15 protein-coding genes are annotated in these 21,506 nt (G+C 51.0%); 12 read left to right on the top strand and 3 right to left on the bottom strand.

Translation table 11 applies throughout. From position 1 onward, the window contains the following. Positions 1 to 45: 45 nt before the first annotated feature. Positions 46 to 405, bottom strand: coding sequence for a hypothetical protein (locus tag ACJJIW_RS02675; RefSeq protein ID WP_444936639.1), 360 nt, complete (start codon positions 403 to 405; stop codon positions 46 to 48). 1,332 nt (positions 406 to 1,737) lie between these two features. Between ACJJIW_RS02675 and ACJJIW_RS02670 the strand changes: the two genes are divergently transcribed. The 4 genes from ACJJIW_RS02670 to ACJJIW_RS02655 all read left to right on the top strand — a co-directional run bounded on the left by ACJJIW_RS02670 (position 1,738) and on the right by ACJJIW_RS02655 (position 6,659). Continuing rightward, positions 1,738 to 2,175 (top strand): hypothetical protein, encoded by a 438-nt coding sequence (locus tag ACJJIW_RS02670; RefSeq protein WP_413664422.1) that lies wholly within the window; start codon positions 1,738 to 1,740, stop codon positions 2,173 to 2,175. Between the two features lie 463 nt (positions 2,176 to 2,638). Beyond that, positions 2,639 to 3,832 carry a hypothetical protein gene (locus ACJJIW_RS02665; RefSeq protein WP_444906386.1) on the top strand — a complete coding sequence of 398 codons (1,194 nt, stop codon included), beginning with the start codon at positions 2,639 to 2,641 and terminating at the stop codon, positions 3,830 to 3,832. 270 nt (positions 3,833 to 4,102) lie between these two features. Next, positions 4,103 to 4,942 carry a hypothetical protein gene (locus tag ACJJIW_RS02660; protein WP_444936638.1) on the top strand — a complete coding sequence of 280 codons (840 nt, stop codon included), beginning with the start codon at positions 4,103 to 4,105 and terminating at the stop codon, positions 4,940 to 4,942. Positions 4,943 to 5,102: 160 nt separating this feature from the next. Continuing rightward, entirely contained in the window at positions 5,103 to 6,659 is a 1,557-nt protein-coding gene (locus tag ACJJIW_RS02655) for a hypothetical protein (protein ID WP_444936637.1), read from the top strand. Positions 6,660 to 6,830: 171 nt separating this feature from the next. Here ACJJIW_RS02655 and ACJJIW_RS02650 read toward each other — a convergent pair whose 3' ends face one another. After that, complete coding sequence (locus tag ACJJIW_RS02650) at positions 6,831 to 7,928, bottom strand: NAD(P)/FAD-dependent oxidoreductase (RefSeq protein ID WP_444936636.1); 1,098 nt, start codon at positions 7,926 to 7,928, stop codon at positions 6,831 to 6,833. A gap of 162 nt (positions 7,929 to 8,090) precedes the next feature. On the opposite strand from ACJJIW_RS02650, the gene nadA reads away from it, so the two are divergent. After that, the gene (gene nadA / locus ACJJIW_RS02645; RefSeq protein ID WP_444936635.1) at positions 8,091 to 9,143 is read left to right on the top strand and encodes a quinolinate synthase NadA; all 1,053 of its coding nucleotides are present in this window, start codon (positions 8,091 to 8,093) and stop codon (positions 9,141 to 9,143) included. Positions 9,144 to 9,210: 67 nt separating this feature from the next. On the opposite strand, the gene ACJJIW_RS02640 is transcribed toward nadA, so the two are convergent. Further along, the gene (locus ACJJIW_RS02640; RefSeq protein WP_444895158.1) at positions 9,211 to 10,719 is read right to left on the bottom strand and encodes a M48 family metalloprotease; all 1,509 of its coding nucleotides are present in this window, start codon (positions 10,717 to 10,719) and stop codon (positions 9,211 to 9,213) included. Between the two features lie 192 nt (positions 10,720 to 10,911). Here ACJJIW_RS02640 and ACJJIW_RS02635 point away from each other — a divergent pair, with 192 nt between their 5' ends. The 7 genes from ACJJIW_RS02635 (at position 10,912) to aceF (ending at position 21,391) form a co-directional block, all read left to right on the top strand. Next, complete coding sequence (locus tag ACJJIW_RS02635; RefSeq protein WP_444936634.1) at positions 10,912 to 11,205, top strand: sulfurtransferase TusA family protein; 294 nt, start codon at positions 10,912 to 10,914, stop codon at positions 11,203 to 11,205. Between the two features lie 23 nt (positions 11,206 to 11,228). Continuing rightward, positions 11,229 to 12,314: an AI-2E family transporter gene (locus ACJJIW_RS02630; RefSeq protein ID WP_282934585.1), complete on the top strand. Its 1,086-nt coding sequence runs from the start codon at positions 11,229 to 11,231 to the stop codon at positions 12,312 to 12,314. Between the two features lie 91 nt (positions 12,315 to 12,405). Further along, entirely contained in the window at positions 12,406 to 13,509 is a 1,104-nt protein-coding gene (locus ACJJIW_RS02625; protein WP_444936633.1) for a phosphoribosylaminoimidazolesuccinocarboxamide synthase, read from the top strand. A gap of 161 nt (positions 13,510 to 13,670) precedes the next feature. After that, on the top strand, positions 13,671 to 16,031 hold the full coding sequence (locus ACJJIW_RS02620; protein ID WP_444936632.1) for a marine proteobacterial sortase target protein: 2,361 nt from the start codon (positions 13,671 to 13,673) through the stop codon (positions 16,029 to 16,031). 2 nt (positions 16,032 to 16,033) lie between these two features. Next, on the top strand, positions 16,034 to 16,612 hold the full coding sequence (locus ACJJIW_RS02615) for a class GN sortase (RefSeq protein WP_444936631.1): 579 nt from the start codon (positions 16,034 to 16,036) through the stop codon (positions 16,610 to 16,612). A 448-nt stretch (positions 16,613 to 17,060) separates the two neighbouring features. Further along, the gene (gene aceE, locus ACJJIW_RS02610) at positions 17,061 to 19,730 is read left to right on the top strand and encodes a pyruvate dehydrogenase (acetyl-transferring), homodimeric type (protein WP_444934907.1); all 2,670 of its coding nucleotides are present in this window, start codon (positions 17,061 to 17,063) and stop codon (positions 19,728 to 19,730) included. A 17-nt stretch (positions 19,731 to 19,747) separates the two neighbouring features. Next, entirely contained in the window at positions 19,748 to 21,391 is a 1,644-nt protein-coding gene (gene aceF / locus ACJJIW_RS02605) for a dihydrolipoyllysine-residue acetyltransferase (RefSeq protein WP_444936630.1), read from the top strand. Positions 21,392 to 21,506: the final 115 nt, after the last annotated feature.

Raw genomic sequence — 21,506 nt, 5'->3', positions numbered from 1 at the left:
GATTTGGGCAGGCGTAAACGAGCCCAAAAAGTGAAGAGCAAAGACTTAAATTGTGGACAAAGAGGTGAAGAAGGGAGGAGCGCGCTGCTGCTGTTTGCGATGTAGGCTGGCGATTACTTCCTCAGCCAAGTGTCGCTGCTGGATATAGCGTGTTTTTGACAGGCTAGATAGATAAGGGGTAGATAAAAATGTTACTTCGGAATTTGGCTTTGCAATACCAAACTTGCAGTCCAGCTGCCAATTACCTTCGGCATGGTGATCATGATCTGTACTTTCAGCAACTTTATCGGCTGACATACTCGCCATCTCATGGTGTATATGTTGATGATGGGAGTGGTGATTCTGCTCGCTCTTTGTACCGCTGCTTAATGGCTTTTGATTATGTCCCTGATGAATAATCGCCATTACTTCTGGTGAGACGCCACTAGGACAGAGTTTGATAGCTGTACCATCAGTAGCGATCGAGGCTGGCATGTACCCAGTGGGAATCAACGCTTGTACCAAAAATAAAAACAACGCTATACGAGGCAGTAGGTTTCGTGCGCCTCGTGATTGTTTGGTTTTGGTAAAGTAGCAGATTGACAAAGCTGGTACTTGCGAAGTGATAATTTGAGGCGCATTCTGCTCTACTTATTGAGAGTTATCAAGGGCTGGGAGTTGCTTTCTATGGTAAAAATACCATTGCCGTTGGCAACCTCGATCTCTAGTAAAAAATCTGCTGATAGGTTTGGCATGATTCTGCTGGATGATTTTTGGTGGCTGGTTACCCAATTCCACATTCGTATATTGTTCTTGGCAGACAAAATATTTCCATACTAATTGATATTGGAGGAGTCGAGTTTTAGTGGCAGTAAATAGAGGCTTGTCGAACCTGTTTTGGATAGAGTGGTGAGTCGTTATGCAAAGTTATGGTTGGTTTAGTGAGATATCTCCAAAACAAGGCTAGTATAAGCTTTATATCTCGACTTTTAATCGGTTGCTCAAGGTATGAAGCCAAGTGCGACCAAAAATTCCTTTCTTATAGTTCTCAATGTCTGATTTTCTTGGTTCTTCCCTGAATGCACTAAACCTGCCACTTCTATTCTTTGTAAAACTTTATACCTAGTTATTGGGTACTTTATTCCCATGGATGGCTTAGATTATATTTGTAGTATTGAATGAGCCATCGACTTGTCTTCTGACGCATTGGTAGGAATTTGAAGCCAGTTAATGCTATGAATCTAGTTTCAGAGAAATAAGGATGCAGTCTTTGGCGTTGCTACCTCCTCAAGCATTTCGTGCCACCAATTATGGTGGATACTGCTTACCTTGATGTTGCGGATTTAGTTTCTAAGGAGCCTCTGAATAACTCCGTAATGCCTCTGCGGGTCTTGAAGGTTGCAGATGTTAGGCGCAGCTCGCCGCGAATAGCGTAGCCCTTTGCAAGAGCTGCAACGCAGCAGCTGTGGCCTTCAAGGCCCGCCCTTCGGGGCTTGCAGAGCGATTCACACTCCGCGTTGCGACCTCTTGAAAGGTCTAGACATTCCTGCGAAGCCGCGCCTTGATTGTGAACCGCTATGCATGCCAGAGGTATCACGGAGTTATTCAGAGGCTCCCTAAGTAGTGCGGTTCGATCTGTGTAGGTAAAGGAGTTGGTTTTTGTAAGAGATATTTCTAATTGTCGGCCCGAGTTTTTCTCTATAGCAGCAGACGGTCGATTCTACTTTGCTGGCCACACAAATTGGCCAAATGAATCAAATGGACGTTAATCAAAACTTAGGCGTCAGCTCAAGTTTGATAGTTGGTGCTCAGGATGGCATAGGAAATGTCGCAGCCCTGGATCAGCTAGGTTCGGTTAGCTTTCTTGTGATGGAGCTGTTGCAAATGGCTAATGACAATATGGCGCTCCTGGAACAGGTGTTTACGGTAGAAAATTCAACTATGATTGTCGACCAGTTTGGTGATATGAATATGTCTACGCTGGATCAAGGAAATGCCTTCTTTACCAGAGCTACAGTGTTGCAAACCGGCGACTCCAATGATGTAAATATTGATCAGAACAATATCACTACGGGTGTTGCCACAATATCCCAAACGGGTACATTGAATATGCATGTTACCTCTCAAGCGGGTACCGCCGAGACGGCAATAGCGACACAGTCTGGAGTAAGTAATACCGGCACAATTTTACAGTAGCAGTCAGTTCTTTGATTTCTGTGCTGCTAGGTTCTGATCTGTGTGGCACAGAAATTTAATCCCAAACTTTGTTCCTAGTTTTTCCCCACTTCCTTCTTATAGCTGTATCGCCGCTTATCGTTAACTCTTACCCAGTAGTTGGTCGGCCCATGATCAGCGATTTGAGAATAGTTTCTAAATATTCAGTCGTTCATTATCGCAAGTGACCTTGTGCCAGTGCATGTCAATTCCTCTTGGGATTTGTTGTTCGCATAATTGCCTGTGTCAATTTTATTGCCTCAGCGCTCGGGTTTGGCGAGCTTTAACACTTCTTTGGTGGATACTGCTGTTTGGAGTAGGGATGGCGCTAAATTGGATTTTGCGCATGCCTTACGCCGACATGCCTATTGGTATCGATGTTGTTGATGAGGCCCTCTAGTTTGAGTCCCAAGAAAAGCTTGAATAGTTAATGAAGGATTGAATTATGAGGAAGTTGAAGCCTGTTGCGTTAGTTATTTTGACCACAGCGAGTGGAATCGCGATGGCCAGTAATAATACGACGTTAATAGATCAGCAGGGAGTGGGTAATACAGCGAATGCCAATCAGGTTGACCCTACGGCTATAGGGAACCTGATAGATGTCACCCAGATTGGCGATGGTAATTCTTCGTCATCGACCCAGGCGAGCGATGCCATAAGTAACACCATGACCCACTACCAAGAGGGTGATGGCAATATGGCTGAGTCTTTCCAGCAGTTTATGACTGAGTCAAGTTCGTTGGAAATTAATCAGATTGGGAATAATAACGATACGACAGCGGAGCAACTTGAGTCACTTGGTTCTACTCAGGAACTAAATCAAGCTGGGGAAATGAACTTTATGACCATCACCCAGACTGATACTGAAGCATCCAGTATCGCGGTGAATCAAACTGGGGATATGAATGATGCGATCATAATGGGGCAGGTCTTCGATATTTTGGGAAGTGATGTCATCCTAAATCAAATTGGCGATGACAATATGGCCCAGATTTCCCAGCAGAGTGTTGTTGAATTTAGCTCTGTGTCAGCAGATCAGCTTGGCAACCAGAATAACTTTGATAGTGAGCAATTAATGGGGGTTTTTAACTCTACCGTTACTGCTATTCAGTCAGGCGATATGAATGACATCGAGTCCGATCAGGAAAATGGAGTTACTTCAAGTACGGTCCTTATTGCCCAAACCGGTACCAGCAACTTTGGTGGGGCACTACAGCAGAATGGTGTTGCCAATAGTACTGTAAGTGTGACTCAAGTAGGGGATGGAAACTTTGGTGGCGGCGTTCAGGATACTGGTATAGATGCCAGTGTTGGTATAGTGAGCCAATCTGGTACTGCGAATATGGGCGTTACCCAGCAAGCTGGGGGAACTTCTTTTGCCTCTGCAACTGTTACTCAGTTAGGGTCAATGAATGATGCGACGTTGGGGCAAATCACTGCCACCTCAGTTACGGGCTCCATATTTCAAAATGGCACCAGTAATATTGCCGGTGTTCTCCAACAGGGAAATATGCTCAGTGTGGCGACAACTACTCAAATCGGTGATTTGAATCAACATACAACATCGCAAATGCTAGATTCACAAACTGCAATCGCAACGCAAAATGGTACTTCCAATATTGGATTTATTTTTCAATAGATTTCATTGGGGCTTTGCGATATCAGTATGAATACCGGCAGTTGTCGTGTATCTGCAAAGTCCCAGTGTTTCTTTTGTGTTTTATTCAGTCCTATATTTGAGATATGAGCGATTTTTTAGGGAGTTGCATGTTCTCTTCCTATTGACTCTCTCCTGTCTGGTTTGGCTTTTAACTCTAATTTAAATTGGCTTAGATTATTTTCTGGGATGCTTTGCTACGCCTGGACTTTAAACAGAAGGGGTGGAATTTATGTACAAGGGATTAGTTAAATGAGAATTTGGACTTCAGTTACTGCAATAGCTGCGCTCACTTTTAGTGGTCACTCTATGGGCGGCAATAATACGACTGATATTGACCAGGACGGCAACGGACATCTGGCAACAGTAGATCAGTCTAATCCCACCAGCACCAACAATACCGTTTCAATAACCCAAACCGGAGACTCACATCAAGTGTCTGTTTTACAGGGAGCACTTACAGATTTAAATATGGGCACGGTGGAGCAATCGGGTTTGATGAATGAGGCGATTCTGGAGCAAATTGCAGAAGTCTCAGAAAGTACGGCTCTAATTAGTCAATCTGGCGATGGCAACTTGGGTTGGGTGGTTCAGGATGACTTTGTTGTTGCAGGTAGTGCCTCTGTTATCCAGTCCGGTTCAAATAATGAGGGTATTGCTGCCCAGGTGGATGTTGGGGGGATACAGGGAACTGTTGCTGTTACTCAGACTGGGACAATGAACTTTGCACAAGCAATCCATGAGGATTTTGCGCTTAATAGCACTGGGCTAATTAATCAACTTGGGAGTGAAAATAGTGCCGAGTTATTTCAGGGGGACCTAACTGAGTCAAGCTTTATCAGCGTCGAGCAAGATGGAACTCTCAACGAGGCATTGGTAGGGCAGGGCTTTGCTCTTTTCTCCTCTATTACCACCTTCCAGAGTGGTGATATGAATTATGTAGAAGTCTCTCAGTTGGGACTAAGTACTGGATTGGCCACTGTCTCCCAGATAGGTTCTTCCAATATTCATGTCACGACACAAACAAATGATGGGCAGGTGGCTATTGCTAGCCAAGTGGGGGGGGGTAATACGGGAAGTATTATGCAGTAGAATTTCAAGGCCATAAAATTATGCCTGTATTTATTATTGTTAATTCATAATTTTTAATTGTGATTGATAGTGCTAAATAGTTATGAATTCCTCGTTGTCCTTGTGAGGAAGTCCCCTGCTCAGTAGTTTGGTCGGTAATTTGTTGGAAAAGGAATTTGCTATGAAGTTTATGAAGCCATTGGCTGCGGCAGTGTTGGCCGTGATTCACTGTGGGGCTTTAGCAGACAGTAATGTCAGCAGTGTCTCCCAGCAGGGCTCTATGAATACAGCCACAATTGACCAGTCTGATCCTTCGGTTACAGATAATCAGATTGTGGTTATTCAAGATGGAACTGGAAATGTCTCTGATGCGGAACAGGTGAATAATACAACCAATAGTGTGATTACACACATACAAATTGGAGATAACAATGAGGCAAGTTCGATTCAGGATATAAATGTTAATGCAGCTAATAACACAATTAATCAACAGGGGGATATGAATCAGGCTGAGTCCTTTCAGGAGAATACAGTTGAATCATCCAGTTTAACGGTCAACCAATTTGGCAATTCCAACGATGCGGACCTTGATCAGGAGGAGGGAGTTACCCAGAGCCTGGTGTCGATTACTCAAACAGGGGATATGAACGACGCAGTGGTCCCGCAAGGAGATATCGTGAGTAATAGTTCTGTGGTCGCAACCCAGTCGGGAACTGATAATGAATTTGAATCCAGGCAGGATAACCAAGTTAGTTTCAGTAGTGTAATCTCATCTCAGGTGGGCTCAACAAACAGAGCCGAATTGGAGCAGGAAGACTTAATTGATACCAGTACGATTAGTGGTGTTCAAAATGGTGATATGAACGATGCAGATGCACAACAGTCGACTGTAATTTCGGCTAGTACTATTATTGTTAATCAAGTTGGCGATGATAATGTTTTAGATGTCGATCAGTTTAGCAATATCACTTCATCCACCGCGACTATTATACAGCTGGGCTCTTCAAATGATGGTGATATAGTTCAGGCTTCAGTTGTTGATTCGTCTACCGCGAGCATTTTTCAATCTGGTGCAAGTAATCAGGCGGACGTAGATCAGGGTGATGAGATTTCAAATAGCTCTATCATTGTTACCCAAAACGGTAATGACAATGGAATGTTTGTAGATCAGGAAGACCTGGTTTCCCAGAGTTTTATCACTATTAACCAGACTGGCGATAATAATGAAGCCGGGGTAAGTCAAGAGGGAGACGTTTCCTCAACAGCCGCGACTGTTATACAAAACGGTAGTATGAATGAAGTAGATATTAGTCAAAGTAATTTTGTAGACTCTTCAACATTGACGGTATTTCAGAGTGGTTCCACCAATATGGTGGATGCTGAACAGGACGAATTTATTAGTAATAGTGTGATTGATATCACCCAATCGGGAACGGATAATACCGCTGATGTTGAGCAAGATACATTGGTTGATCTGAGTAGTGTGACTACTTTGCAAACTGGTACATCAAATTTTCTGATGGTGTTACAAACGGATGTCACATCATCCAATATCACCATTACCCAAGATGGAAATATGAATACGGTTGATGTCAGCCAAGCTGGGGTTTCCAGTAGCGCCAGTACTACCTCTCAGACAGGTACTTTAAATACTCATACCACCACTCAAGTGAATGATTTCCAAACCGCACTGGCAACACAGCTGGGTACGGGGAATATGGGTATGATTATTCAGTAATTCGGACCGTAAAAGCTAAGGGGAAAGAATACCCTGGGGTTTATATTGAACCTGATGTAGGTAATTGGTAGATAAATACTATTTCTATTTTATCACTTCAATAGCGTATTCTTTCTGCTTTCGTTGTGATTGTTTGAGTTAAACAGAATTTCTCTTCAAGTGGATAAATAATTAGCAAATCATTTTTACGATTACTTCTCCGATGTATAGTGAAGAGGTCAGTCCGGGGGATTCAATTCCAAAAAATGCCACTAACTGAGATTTATCCGCTAGGCTTTTGTGATAAATCTGGAAATCACCAGCGGGGTGGCCCCTGCGTACAATTTTGGAGCGAATGCCCGCATAGCCAGGCCGTAAAGTATTCTTTGATATTCCAGGCCAGTAGCGACGGATGTTGTCATAAAATGTATTTAGTTTACTCGGATCCACTTGGTAGTTAATGGACTCGACCCATTCCACATCTGGACCGAAGCGCGCCCCTCCGGCCAAATCCAGAGTGAGGTGAATACCCAGACCGGCACTTTCAGGTAGAGGGTAAATTAAGTGTGAAAAAGGCACCTTACTTGACTGGGTAAAGTAACTGCCCTTAGCAAAATACGTGGTGGGAATTTCTCGTTTTATAACTTCGCTATTTATCGTCCCCACTAGCGAGCTTGTGTGGAGGCCTGCGGCCACAATTAGATTGCAGGTTTTCAGTTTGTAGCCATCCTCCATCACGAGTTGGCAAGTGCCGCTGGATATTTCAATTCGCGCAACTTTGCTCGCAAGTATAACTTCTCCTCCCCTGGCTTCCATGGCACCCTCAAGGGCTAGCATCAGGCTGTGGCTATCGATAATGCCGGTCGTCGGAGAGTAAATGGCACCGGCACATTGTAATTCCGGCTCCATAGATCGGGCTTCAGAGGCGCTTAGTAATCGAAGTCCGCCAGCGTTATTAGTATCCCCCTGATTTTTGAGGTCTCTCAATTGCGCAAGCTGTGCTTTATTGGTAGCGACTACCAGTTTGCCGATTTGCTTATGGGGCACCGCGTATTCTTGGCAAAATTGGTACAGCATGGATTTACCCTGAACACAGGCGCGGGCTTTCAAGCTGTCTGTTGGATAGTAGAGGCCTGCATGAATAACCTCGCTACTGCGCGCGCTGGTTTCAGTTCCAATGGCACTGTGTTGTTCCAGTACCATCACTTTGTGGCCAGCACGGCTCAGCTGGTAGGCGCAGGCAAGTCCTAATACCCCTGCCCCGACTATCACGGTATCCAATATCTCCATAGCGGTCCTGTTGCCGAAATGTGTGCTTTCTGAAGTGACCAGGTTGAATCCCTTCGGCCTATTTTGCCTGTAACGTCAGATTAAAATTGCTGTCGAAAGGGTGCGTGGTGGTGTCGTTTCATTGCGCTATAATGCGCGCTTTTCCGCGACTGGAAGTTAGTCATGACTCATAAGTCCATTGCCGCAGACAAGGTAGATTCTCGCTCTTTGGTGCAAGCGCACCTGGCGGAGCCGGTAATGTCTCAATATAGCGAAGAAGAGCTGCAAGAATGGCGCGAGCGCATCAATCGCTTGTTGAAAGAACAGAATGCAGTATTGGTAGCACACTACTATACCGACCCTTTGATTCAGGCCCTCGCGGAGGAGACCGGCGGCTGCGTTTCTGACTCATTGGAAATGGCCCGTTTTGGCGCTCAGCACTCGGCGGACACCCTGGTAGTGGCCGGGGTAAAGTTTATGGGTGAGACCGCCAAGATTCTTACCCCAAACAAGAAAGTACTGATGCCGACCCTTGAGGCAACCTGCTCCCTGGATCTCGGCTGCCCCCCGCAAGAATTCTCTGACTTTTGCGATCAGCACCCGGACCGCACCGTGGTGGTTTACGCCAATACTTCTGCTGCGGTAAAAGCCAGGGCGGACTGGGTGGTGACCTCGAGTATTGCGCTGGATGTAGTGGATCACCTGGATGCCAATGGCGAAAAAATCCTTTGGGCACCTGACAAGCACCTCGGCGGCTATGTCCAGCGGGAAACCGGCGCAGACGTACTGTTATGGGACGGTTCCTGTATTGTGCATGAAGAGTTTAAGGCCAAGGGGGTTGAGGACTTAAAGGCCCTCTATCCGGATGCTGTGGTTCTAGTGCATCCTGAATCTCCCGCCTCTGTGGTAGCCCTGGCCGACGTTGTGGGTTCTACCTCGCAGATTATTAATGCTGCCAAGACCCGCCCAGAGAAGCGCTTTATTGTGGCTACCGACCAGGGCATTTTCTACAAGATGCAGCAGGAGTGCCCAGACAAAGAGCTAATGGTGGCGCCAACCGCCGGCGCTGGAGCCACTTGCCGCAGCTGTGCTAATTGCCCCTGGATGGCGATGAACTCTCTGGAGAACCTCTGCGGTGTACTGGAACGCGGGGATAATGAGATCTTTGTGGACCCGGAACTGGGGCGCAAGGCGATGATCCCGCTGCAGCGGATGTTGGATTTCCGCAAAGGTTAGCTCTTGAGGGAGCGGCGGTGAGCAAACAAAAAGAGCGGCCAATGGCCGCTCTTTTTGTTGGGGGGAGTTACAGCTCCTCGATTCTTTCCTGCATTTTCAACACATCTTTGAGGCGCTGTTCCAAGATGGCATTGACCTGGTAATCGTCTTTTGACATGCGAATTCCATGGCGCAGGTGTTGAATAGCCTTGTCGAATATGCCGTTGAGAATGTAATACTCAGCCCGGGCCTCGTGCACGCCAACAATATCTCCGGCCAATCCGTGGGTCTCCGCCAATAGGTACCAGACTGCCGGGTCTTTCTTCCGCGTACGGCTATATTTCGCCAGCAGGCGCTCTGCAGCCAGGTAGTTGCCGGCTTTAAAGTGGGCATTGGCGAGGCCCATGATTAAGGCGTGGTCTCCCGGGTTGCGATCGAGGGCCCACTGCAGGCGCTTGGTGGCACTGCTGTAGTCTTCTCGCAACAGATCGATATCCGCTCGGGCCAGCACATAGGCTGCTTTTGAGGGAGTTTTGTCTAACAGGGGCTGCAAGGTGTCCAGCGCTGAATCGGGTCTACCTGCGGCTACTTGGGCCAGGGCGAGACCGTAACGGGCGGCATCCTCATTGTCATTAATACCATTCAGCTCCGCGCTAAAGCGTTTTACTGCTTGCTGCGGCGTTGGTTCTGTGGCGAGCCGCACTCGGGCGCGCATCAGGTGATAATCCAGATCCTCGCTGGGAGCCACTTTTTCCATACGCTGAGCGCGCAACTTGGCATCGGCAATACGCTTTTCTGTAACGGGGTGGGTCAGGAGAAATTCTGGCGGACGCTGGTAGTAACGTGTGGCCTTGAGCATTTGCTCGAACATTTCACCGGCGGCCTCTGGATCGCGACCGGATTTGGCCAGGGTATCGATACCGACCCTATCTGCCTCTTGCTCATTCTTGCGGCTGAATCGCAGCTGGTTGTCCAGGGCTGCAGCCTGGGTCACGCTCATTGCTGCTATTCCCGCTTCACCACCGGCGGTAGCCGCCAGAACCAGGGCACCGAGCATACCGGCCAGGGTGGGAATTGTACTGTTGCGCTGTGCTTCCAGGGAGCGGGCGTAGTGCCGCTGGCTGAGGTGGCCCAATTCGTGGGCAACTACCGATGCAAACTGGTCTTCACGCTCTGCAAACAGAAACAGGCCGGTATGGACCCCCATGACTCCACCGGGGACTGCAAAGGCGTTCATGGTTTTGTTGTTTACTACAACAACGTCAATTTCTTTGTCTTCCAGTGGGCTGTACTCGGCCAATTCCTTGACCATGCCCTCGACAAATTGCTGGATCAGGGCATCACTGGAGGTGCGAACCTGACTGCGAAAAATACGCAGCCACATCTGCCCCAGTTCTTTTTCCTGGGTGTGGGAGACGACCCCGCTGGTCCTATCGCCCAGTTCGGGGAGGCGGATTTCATCACTGTCCGCTATGGCAGCAAAAGGGACTGCGCCGAGTAACAACCCCATACCCAGGCTTCGCAGTCCTGCGCGAAGTCGATGGAGGATAGCTGGGGGGCGCGTTCGGTGAAGCAGGCTGTTTTTGGAATCAGTCATCTTGATTACTGCTCGGTCTGTCCATGAAGGATCTATAGTCCAACTCTATACGCTACCCCGTTGGACTGTCGAGGATTGGACTTAGTGGACCATAAAAGGTTCACACTTGCGCCAGGCGGAAAGTTAAAAAGCGTAAAGCCTGCGCGGGTTATGGCGTCTGGTTCGCGCTATAATCCCCGGCAATTCTGGTTTGTGACTAAAAAGGCAATGTCAGTAACTTCTTCTACCAATCAGCCCGATACCCAGACACCGAACTGGGACGCGGCCACTATTGTGGATGCAAGAAATCTGCCCTGCCCACAACCGTTACTGGCCATGCGCCGGGCATTGCGGGAATACGCAGAGGGAACGCTGCTTTGTGTGCTGGCCTCTGATGAAGGGTCCTGGCGAGACTTCCACAGTTTTGCATCTTTAAGTGGCCGGCCCCTGCTCCGCGCTGAGCGACGTAATAATACCTTTCAATATTGGCTGTACGCTGGCAAATGAATAAAGATAAATCCCGAGAGTCTATGTTATCGATTGTAAAAGGCTGGGTGAACCGCTACTTCAGTCAGGAAGAAGTGGTGCTTCTGGTTTTAATATTGACCCTGGCCCTGGTAGTTCTGGCGACTCTGGGCGCTGTGCTAGCCCCGGTATTCACCGCGCTGGTGATCGCCTTCCTGATGCAGGGTATGGTGCAAAAGCTGAAGTCTTGGCGTGTTCCCCACTGGTTGGCGGTTACCCTTTCCTGCTTGGTGTTGGTGGGCACTATTGTGGCCCTGTTATTTGTGGTGCTGCCCATTATCTGGCGTCAGCTGGTGCGGCTTGGAGCAGAGTTGCCCAATATGGTGCAGCGCGGGCAGGAGCTGTTATTGTTACTTCCTGAGCGCTACCCGCGCTTAATTTCGGCCGGGCAGATCGATGAAATCTTCAATACCCTCGGTAGCGAACTGGGCGGCCTGGGGCAGACACTGCTGGCCTTCTCGCTTACCAACCTACCCATTTTTGCCGGGTTGCTGATTTACGTTGTAGTGGTGCCGATCCTGGTGTTCTTCTTCCTTAAGGATGCGGAACAGCTGATCCGCTGGTGCACCTCTTTCCTGCCCAAAGAACGACCCATGCTCCACCAGATTTGGCATGAGATGAATGATCAGGTGGCCAATTATGTGCGCGGTAAGGTGATAGAAATTGGCATTGTGGCTGCTGTCAGTTATGCCGCCTTTTTGCTACTGGGGGTGAACTACGCCCTGTTGCTGGCGGTAGCCGTGGGCTTCAGTGTGTTGATTCCATATATCGGCGCAGCGGTTGTCACTATCCCCGTTGCGGCTATTGGGCTTTTCCAGTGGGGGTGGAGTAATGAGTTTCTCTATCTGATGATGACTTACGGCATTATTCAACTGCTTGATGGCAACGTACTGGTACCACTGCTGTTCTCCGAGGCGGTTAACCTGCACCCGGTTGCCATTATCCTCGCAGTGCTGTTCTTTGGCGGCATCTGGGGTTTCTGGGGCGTCTTCTTTGCAATTCCCCTGGCGACCTTGCTCAAGGCCATTATGAGTGCCTGGCCCACCCATGAGCACCAGGTGGAATGGGAGGCCCGGCGAAGCTCGGAGTAATTGCCCGATATCTTTCTTTGTCTGTAGGCTGCGGCATTTGCTAGAATGCCGCGCTTTCTTTTATTTGGTCCCTTCAAATAGGTGAGAGCCCATGAGCCTGGCTGACAAAGTTCTAGCGGTCAATAATGACCTGCCGATCCGCACCGACAAGCCTATCCACAGTGGCAAGGTCCGTTCCGTATACTGGCTGAGCGAAGAAGACAGCCGCCGCCTGATTGAGGAGAAGGGCTACCCGGTTTCTCCTGACACCCCACTTGCGGTAATGGTGATTTCCGACCGTATCTCCGCGTTCGACTGTATCTGGACTGGCGAAGGCGGTATGCGCGGCGTACCAGGCAAGGGCGCAGCACTAAATGCTATTTCCAACCACTGGTTCAAGCTGTTTAAAGAGCAAGGCCTCGCCGATAGCCACATTCTGGATATCCCGCACCCGCTGGTGTGGATCGTACAGAAGGCGCGCCCGGTTATGATCGAGGCGATCGCTCGTCAGTACATCACCGGCTCCATGTGGCGTTCCTATGAGAAGGGTGAGCGGGAGTTCTGCGGTATCGAGATTGCTGATGGCTTGCAAAAAGACCAGAAGCTGCCTGAATTACTCATTACCCCCTCCAGTAAAGGTATTCTCAAGGGTATCCCCGGTGTACCGGAAGCGGACGATGTCAATGTCACCCGCAAGAATATCGAAGACAATTTCGAAGCCTTCGGCTTCCGCAATGCAGGCGATATCGACCTGTACGAGAAGTTGCTGAAAGAAGGTTTCGATTTGATTTCCGCAGAGTTGGAAAAGCTCGACCAGGTCTTTGTCGATACCAAGTTTGAATTCGGCTATGTCACCGATGCCAATGGTGAAGAGAAGCTGATTTATATGGACGAAGTGGGTACCCCGGACTCCTCCCGTATCTGGGACGGCGAAGAGTATCGCGCGGGTAAGGTTGTAGAGAAATCCAAAGAAGGTTTCCGCCAGGCCCTGCTCAAATACTTCCCGGATGCCGATATCCTGCTGAACAAAGATCGCATGGATGAGCGCTCGGCTTTAGCTCGTGATAACGAACTGCCAGAATCTATGCTGATGGATCTCTCTAATACTTATATTGGTATTGCTGAGAAGATTATTGTTACGAAACTTGAGATATCTGATAATCCCAAAGAGGAATTGCTTGAAGTTCTCCGCAAGGATTACGGTCTGGTCGACTAATCTGGATCGAACTGTAAAAAACCGGCGTTTTCGCCGGTTTTTTTATGCCTGCCATAATTCGCCACAATTTCTCCTGTTTTGTGCTCGCATTCCTGCCGCCTTTTGCCCGCTTCCCTCTGTTTAATGACTTCAACATCCAATTTAAAAGTGGAGGGAAGTGAGTGAACAGGGTGATGTTATTCGGGCAGCGGTTCCATAAAGACGATCTGATGTTGCCGACAGAGGAATACTATCGTCGCCGCCAGAAAACTGGTGGTGTAGGGCGCTGGTTGTTATTTGTTGTGGTGGTATTGGCAGTTGTCATTGCGGCAATCGGGGCAGAGGTCAATGCCCAGGAACTTCCCGCTGTGAGTGATGCGATCCAGCAGGAGTTCACCGAGACAGTTACCCTGGACGATGTAAAGGGCGGGGACTTACTTTTTACTGGCAATGAGTCGGGAAAGTATATTCCAGCGGTACACCTGAAAAGTCAGGTCAGTATTTCCGTGCGGGGTCTGGTAGCGGAAGTAGAGCTTCAGCAGCAGTTCAAGAATACCACTGACGGCTGGCAGGAAGCGGTTTATGCATTACCACTGCCTGAGCAAGCTGCGGTAGCGGGGCTTGAAATTCAGGTGGGTGAGCGCCGCATTGTCGGTAAGGTGCGCGAGCGGGAAGAGGCCTCCAAGATTTATAAGGCTGCTCGTGCGGCGGGTAAGCGTGCAGCTCTTCTAGAGCAGCAGCGCCCAAATCTGTTTACTAATAAAGTGGCCAATATTGCCCCCGATGAGATGGTGCAAATTAATATCCGCTTCATGCAGCCGGTCAATTATGACAGCGGCGTTTTTTCACTGCGCATGCCCACGACATTGACCCCGCGCTATATCCCTGGCAAGCCAATACCCTCCCAGGCATTGAACGGCGATGAACAGGAGTTGGTGGCAGAGAGTAATGGCTGGGCCCTGCCCACTAATCAGGTGCCGGATGCTGCGGCGATAACTCCGTTTATGCAGCCAGCGCAGGAGCTACAGGCATTGGGTAGTCATAATATTTCTATCGAGGTGGATCTGCATGGCGGACTGCCGCTAGCAAAAATCGATAGCCCCTATCACCAGATTGATATTGATAACCGAGGTGACGGTCGCTATCGGATTCAGTTGCGCGATGAAACAGCTGCAATGGATCGGGATTTCTTATTGAATTGGCAGCCGCGCGCTTCTGCTATGCCGCGGGCGGCATTGTTTAGCGAGAAAATCACAGCGCAAGAGGGGGTAGAAGAGCAGGCTGGTGCTTATCTGCAGGTCATGCTGCTGCCACCCAGCGACGGTACTTCCGCGCAGCGTTTACCGAGAGAAGTGATTTATGTGATCGATACTTCCGGCTCCATGTCTGGCAATTCTATTCGTCAGGCGAAGGAGAGCCTTACCCTGGCACTGTCTCGCCTGCACAGCAATGATCGCTTTAATGTTATTGAATTTAACAGTACAACCCGCGCATTTTTCCCGCGACCTATAGCGGCGAGCGCGGAGAATATCCGCCGTGCGCGCCAGGAAATCGAAAACCTGAATGCCGAGGGGGGTACAGAAATGGCGCCGGCCTTGCGAATGGCATTCGGTCAGCAAATGCAGGATGACACCAGCACCGTTCAGCAAGTCGTGTTTATTACCGATGGTGCGGTGGGCAATGAACGGGCCCTGTTCGAGTTAATTAGCCAATCCCTGCATAACGCCCGGCTGTTTACTGTGGGCATTGGTTCGGCTCCCAATAGCCACTTCATGCGCAAAGCTGCTCAGTTTGGGCGCGGTACTTTCGTCACCATCGGTGATATTTCCGAAGTTCGCGAGCGTATGCAGGCCCTGTTCGCCAAGTTGGAAAATCCTATGGCTACAGACCTGCAGCTCAGTTGGCCCCAAGGCGTCGTAGCGGATGCCTACCCCAAGCGTATCCCGGATCTCTATAACGGTGAGCCTATGCAGTTGGTGGCAAAGGTGCAGGGCGATCTATTGCGGGGAGATATTCAGTTGCGGGGCCGAATGGCAGGTAAGCAGTTTGTGCGCAAACTTGCTCTGAAAGTAGAGAGTGGTAGCGAAACTTCAGGCATCGGCAGTGTCTGGGCGCGCAGTAAGATAGATTCTCTGCGGGACCGGCAGCTTCAGTCTGGAGAGCAGTCGGATGCGGGCCTGGCTCTGCGCGAACAGATTTTACAGATTGCCCTGAGGCATCAACTTGCCAGCCCCTACACCAGTTTTGTTGCAGTCGAAGAGGAAGTTGTACGCAGCGCTGAAGAGAAGTTATCTCGCAGCTCGGTCACCAATATGGTGGCTAAAGGGCAAGTGCTACAGCGCCAGGCCTACCCGCAAACTGCTACAGGTCTCTACGGGCAGTTATTGGCAGCGGCGGTATTGTTGATGTTTGCGGCGATCTTCCAGCGCGGTCGGGCCTTGCGTAGCAACTTGACCCGAGCCCTGCGCTCCTTCCTGCGCAGGGTTTTACCGGACCCCCGTCAACCCAGCGGCGCTAATCCTCTGCAACGGGGAGGTGTGTAAGCGTGGCTCGCTCACTGCTCTTTATGCTTTGTTTGGGAACGGGGTTGTGGCAGTTGGGCTCCGCCAGCTGGCTTCTGGCCAAGGCAGAATTGGCCCAAGTGTTGATTAATAGTGCTTGGGAAGAACAGCTACAGGGCGGGGCTCTGCAAAAGCCCTGGCCCTGGGCGGACACCTGGCCAGTGGCCAAGTTAAAGTTGGAAGGGCAGTCGCCATTAATTGTTCTCAGCGGCGGTAGTGGCCAGGCGTTGGCTTTCGGCCCTGGTCTCTTAGCTGGGTCCGGCAACCCTGGTGAGCCTCGCACCACGGTTATTGCCGCACACCGGGATACTCACTTTGCGGGATTAGAGCGTGTCAGGCGGGGTACCTCCATTTACCTGCAGGATAAACGCGGACGCTGGCATACTTATCGGGTTACGGAAATGCGAATTGTGGACAGTGAGAGAGAGCGTTTGCCGATCTTTGCCGAGCGGGGTTTATTGCTGGTGACTTGTTACCCCTTTAATGCCCTGGCGGCTGGTGGCCCGCTGCGTTACTTGGTCTACGCTGAATATCAACTCGGTGGGGAGCTGGTTCAGCTGTGACTGATGTCTTTGTTTGAGACTCGATTTTGTAGTTCATTTTCTCAAAAATTCCATTAAATGTTCCGGTGAAACGGCCAAACGGCAAATAATTGTTTTGCTCTTTTGTTTTATTTGTTACTAACCGTCCTATCTGGAAAATTTTTTGTAGTAATACTACAATTCCCTCCGCTAACAACCGGGGATGGGGTTTTGTCCGCCAGTCTGCGCGGGCCCCGGAACAAATAATCACAGTCAAACTAGGCACTTGCGGCAATTAATTGCGCCGCTTTCCTCACCGTCATATTCGAGTAAAGATTCACAAACTTTGCATTTACGCCAACAAAGTTGGTGAATTGGCGGAACCAAGAAAAAAAGGAAGCTTTTTTTTGCTCGCGCTGTAGTTTGCCCGCGTACCGATTTTTGAGAAATAGACCGACTCGACGTCGCCTAATTCGCCGAGGAGCACTTGATGCACGAAGATACCGATAACCTCGAAACGCAGGAGTGGCTGGACGCGCTGCAAGCGGTTATCCGCTATAGCGGCAAAGAACGCGCAGCCTTCCTCCTGAAGCAGCTGTCTGACCGCGCTACCGATGTAGGCGTACAATTGCCTGCGGCAATCACCACTCCCTATCGCAACTCCATTCCGCCCAATGCGGAAAAGCGTATGCCTGGCGACTTATTTATGGAGCGCCGCATTCGCTCCCTGATTCGCTGGAATGCCCTGGCGATGGTGGTACGTGCCAACCAGAATGACGATGGCCTCGGCGGCCATATCTCCAGTTTCTCCTCTGCGGCCACACTCTACGATGTGGGCTTCAACTACTTCTTCCGTGGCAATGAAGGTGAAGAGCGCGGCGACCTGATTTTCTTCCAAGGTCACAGTGCACCGGGTATTTATGCCCGCTCCTACCTGGAAGGGCGTTTCGATGAAGAGCAGCTGGACAACTTCCGCCGCGAAGTGAACGGCAATGGCCTTTCCTCTTACCCGCACCCCTGGCTGATGCCGGAGTACTGGCAGTTCCCCACGGTCTCCATGGGATTGGGGCCGATCCAGGCGATTTACCAAGCGCACATTATGCGCTACCTGTCTGCCCGCGGCCTGTCCCCGCGCGGCGATCGCAAGGTGTGGGCTTTCCTTGGTGACGGTGAGTGTGACGAGCCGGAAACCCTGGGCGCAATTTCCCTGGCCGGCCGCGAGCAACTGGAAAATCTAGTGTTCGTGGTTAACTGTAACCTGCAGCGTCTGGACGGCCCGGTACGCGGCAACGGTAAGATCGTGCAGGAGCTGGAAGGCGTATTCCGCGGTGCCGGTTGGAATGTTGTCAAAGTACTCTGGGGTCGCCTATGGGATCCGCTGCTGGAGAAAGATGACAAAGGCCTGTTGCAGAAAGTCATGGACGAAGTTGTCGATGGCGAGATGCAGAACTTCAAGGCCAACGGCGGCGCTTATACCCGCGAGCACTTCTTCGGCAAATACCCGGAGTTGCTGGAGCTGGTTAAGGATATGTCCGACGATGAGATTATGAAGCTCAATCGCGGCGGCCACGATCCTTACAAGGTATACGCAGCTTACGCGGCGGCGATGGCCCATAAAGGCCAGCCCACCGTGATCCTGGCGCAGACCGTTAAAGGTTACGGCTTGGGCTCCGCCGGTGAAGCGGCGATGGATACCCATTCTGTGAAGAAGCTGGATCTGGATTCTCTCAAGCGTTTCCGCGATCGCTTTGCTATTCCGCTCACCGATAAAGAGCTGGAAGAGGTCCCTTACTACCGCCCATCTCCGGACAGCCCGGAAATGAAATATATGGCGGAGCGCCGCAAGGCCCTGGGTGGCCCGGTTCCCCGTCGCCCGGTTGAGTGCCCGAAACTGGAAGTTCCCGGTCTCGATGCGTTCAGCGCACTGACCAAAGGCTCCGGTGAGCGTGAGATCTCCACCACTATGGCATTTGTCCGCGCTATTGCCGCCCTGGTGAAAGACAAGAATATCGGCAAAAACATCGCGCCGATCGTTCCTGATGAAGCCCGTACCTTTGGTATGGAAGGCCTGTTCCGCCAGCTGGGTATCTATTCCTCCCAGGGGCAGCGCTACACCCCGGTGGATCACGGCCAGATCATGTATTACAAGGAAGATAAGAAAGGCCAGGTGCTGGAAGAGGGCATCAACGAAGCCGGTGCTATGTCCACCTGGATGGCGTTGGCCACGGCTTACAGCAACCACGGCGTGCCGATGGTGCCTTTCTATATCTACTACTCCATGTTCGGTTTCCAGCGTATCGGCGACCTGGCCTGGGCCGCTGGCGATATGCAGGCGCGCGGCTTCCTGATCGGTGCTACTGCTGGCCGTACCACTTTGAACGGTGAGGGTCTGCAGCACCAGGATGGCCACAGCCACGTACTGTCCTCCACTATCCCCAACTGCCGCAGTTACGACCCGGCTTACGGTTATGAGCTGGCGGTGGTTATGCAGCGCGGCTTGAAAGAGATGTACGAAGAGCAGAAGAACCTCTTCTACTACATCACTATCGAGAACGAAAACTACCTGCAGCCGGAAATGCCTCAGGGCGTGGAAGAGGGCATTATTCGCGGTATCTACAAGCTGCAGTCCAACGTCAAGAAAGGGGCCAAGGGCAAAGCGGCGAAGAAACATGTACAGCTGATTGGTGGCGGTACTATTTTGCGCGAAGTACTGGCAGCGGCGAATATCCTCGCCGACCAGTTCGGTGTGACCTCCGATGTCTGGAGCCTCACCTCCGCTGTGGAATCGGCCCGTGAAGGCCAGGATGTGGCGCGCTGGAATATGCTGCACCCGGAAGCCGAGCCGCGCAAAGCCTGGATCACCGAGCAGTTCGAAGGCAATACCTCTCCGGTTATCGCCTCCACCGACTACATCCGTTCCTATGTGGAGCCACTGCGCGAATTTATCGACGGTGAACTGACCACCCTGGGTACCGATGGTTTCGGCCGCAGTGACAGCCGCGAGCAGCTGCGTCGGTTCTTCGAAGTGGATCGCAACTACGTGGTGATCGCCGCACTGAACGGCTTGGCCAAGCAGGGCGTTATTGATGCGAAAGAGGTTGCGGAAGCAATCGTGAAGCTCAATATCGACGCCGAAAAAGTTAATCCACGCATCAGCTAAGAGAAGGCAGAACTCCTATGGCAAAACAAGTCATTAAAGTGCCTGATCTCGGTGGTGCCGATCAGGTGGATGTGATTGAAATTTCTGTTGCTGTCGGCGATACCGTCGCGCAAGAGGATTCACTGATTGTGGTGGAGGGCGATAAAGCCTCCATGGATGTGCCAGCCCCAGTGGCTGGCAAAATCCTCAGCATCAGCGTGAAAGAGGGCGATAAGGTCTCTGAAGGCGACGTGATTGGGGAAATCGAAACCGATGTGGCGGAAGCGCCGGCAGAGGAGCCCGCTACGGCCCCCGCCAAGCAAGAAGCTGCACCCGTTGCAGAGCCTGTGGCTGAAGCCCCTGCGGCAGCGGCGAGCGGCGAGCCGAAAGAGGAAACGATCCAGATCCCGGATCTGGGCGGTGCCGATGCGGTTGATGTGATCGAGATCAGTGTACAGCCCGGTGATGTGGTTGAAGAGGGGGACTCCCTGATTGTGGTGGAAGGCGATAAAGCCTCTATGGATGTGCCTTCCCCCAGCGCCGGTACCGTGGTTTCTATCGCGGTTAAAGAAGGCGACAAGGTTTCCACAGGTGACACCTTGGGCGTGTTGAAAGTAGTTACTGCAGGCGCCGCCGAGCCTGCGGCTACAGCTGCAGCCCCTGCAGCGACAGCGCCTGCCGAGAGCGCGCCACAGCAGGCAGCTGCGTCTGTTGAGCCCCCGGCAGTGCCGCAGAAAGACTATCAGCTGGAGCGCAACCTCACCGCAGCAGCCCAGGTTTACGCCGGCCCCGCCGTGCGCAAACTGGCCCGCGAGTTGGGTGTTACCTTGAATAAGGTGAAGCCTACCGGCCCGCGCAACCGGGTCTCCAAGGACGATCTGCACAATTACATCCGCGAGCAGGTGAAGAAAGCTGAGAGCGGCGCGGTTGGTGTCGGCGGTGGAATCGGTATCGCCAAGATGCCGGATATCGACTTCAGCCAGTTTGGCCCGGTGAACGTGGAGCCGATGAGCAAGATCCACAAGATCACCGCAGCCAACATGTCGCGCAACTGGCTCAACGTGCCTCACGTCACCCAGTTTGACGATGCGGATATCACAGAGCTGGAAACCTTCCGCAAGTCCATGAAGGCCGAGGCGGAGAAGCGCGGAGTGAAGCTCACCCCAGTGCCTTTCCTACTGAAAGCGGTAGCCGCAGCCCTGCGTGCAGAGCCGAGCTTTAATGTGTCCCTGCACAACGATGGCGAGCACATTGTGCGCAAGGACTATGTGCATGTGGGTATGGCAGTAGATACACCCAAAGGCTTAATGGTGCCGGTTATCCGCGATGTGGATAAGAAAGGCCTGTACGAGCTGGCGGCAGAGGCCACTGAAATGGCCCTGAAAGCCCGCGATGGCAAGCTGAAGCCCAACGAGATGCAGGGCGCCTGCTTTACCATTTCCAGTTTGGGGGCTATCGGCGGCACCGGATTTACCCCGATCGTCAATTCTCCGGAAGTTGGTATCCTCGGTGTTTCCAAGCTGGCGATGAAGCCGGTGTGGAACGGTAAGGACTTTGAGCCTCGGCAGATGTTGCCCTTGGCGCTCTCCTACGATCACCGCGCGGTAAATGGCGGAGATGCCGGACGCTTTATGACTTACTTGGTCAGCGTGCTGGCGGATGTGCGCAGACTGTTGCTGTAATTGCCAGCGAGTTAAAGCCAGTAAAAAAAAGCGGCCAATCGGCCGCTTTTTTTATAGTCAGGACTAGGGAGCCTCTGAATAACTCCGTACATTCCATATAAGTAAGTTAGCCTTT

This window comes from Microbulbifer maximicatervae (SeqCode) (assembly GCF_052467815.1).
This window is presented reverse-complemented; position numbering and strand designations above follow the sequence as displayed.

Excerpts from the sequence above, each read along its gene's own strand:
- ACJJIW_RS02675 (WP_444936639.1), bottom strand. The coding sequence starts at position 405 with ATGGCGATTATTCATCAGGGACATAATCAAAAGCCATTAAGCAGCGGT.
- ACJJIW_RS02670 (WP_413664422.1), top strand. The coding sequence starts at position 1,738 with ATGGACGTTAATCAAAACTTAGGCGTCAGCTCAAGTTTGATAGTTGGT.
- ACJJIW_RS02665 (WP_444906386.1), top strand. The coding sequence starts at position 2,639 with ATGAGGAAGTTGAAGCCTGTTGCGTTAGTTATTTTGACCACAGCGAGT.
- ACJJIW_RS02660 (WP_444936638.1), top strand. The coding sequence starts at position 4,103 with ATGAGAATTTGGACTTCAGTTACTGCAATAGCTGCGCTCACTTTTAGT.
- ACJJIW_RS02655 (WP_444936637.1), top strand. The coding sequence starts at position 5,103 with ATGAAGTTTATGAAGCCATTGGCTGCGGCAGTGTTGGCCGTGATTCAC.
- ACJJIW_RS02650 (WP_444936636.1), bottom strand. The coding sequence starts at position 7,928 with ATGGAGATATTGGATACCGTGATAGTCGGGGCAGGGGTATTAGGACTT.
- nadA (WP_444936635.1), top strand. The coding sequence starts at position 8,091 with ATGACTCATAAGTCCATTGCCGCAGACAAGGTAGATTCTCGCTCTTTG.
- ACJJIW_RS02640 (WP_444895158.1), bottom strand. The coding sequence starts at position 10,719 with ATGACTGATTCCAAAAACAGCCTGCTTCACCGAACGCGCCCCCCAGCT.
- ACJJIW_RS02630 (WP_282934585.1), top strand. The coding sequence starts at position 11,229 with ATGTTATCGATTGTAAAAGGCTGGGTGAACCGCTACTTCAGTCAGGAA.
- ACJJIW_RS02625 (WP_444936633.1), top strand. The coding sequence starts at position 12,406 with ATGAGCCTGGCTGACAAAGTTCTAGCGGTCAATAATGACCTGCCGATC.
- aceE (WP_444934907.1), top strand. The coding sequence starts at position 17,061 with ATGCACGAAGATACCGATAACCTCGAAACGCAGGAGTGGCTGGACGCG.
- aceF (WP_444936630.1), top strand. The coding sequence starts at position 19,748 with ATGGCAAAACAAGTCATTAAAGTGCCTGATCTCGGTGGTGCCGATCAG.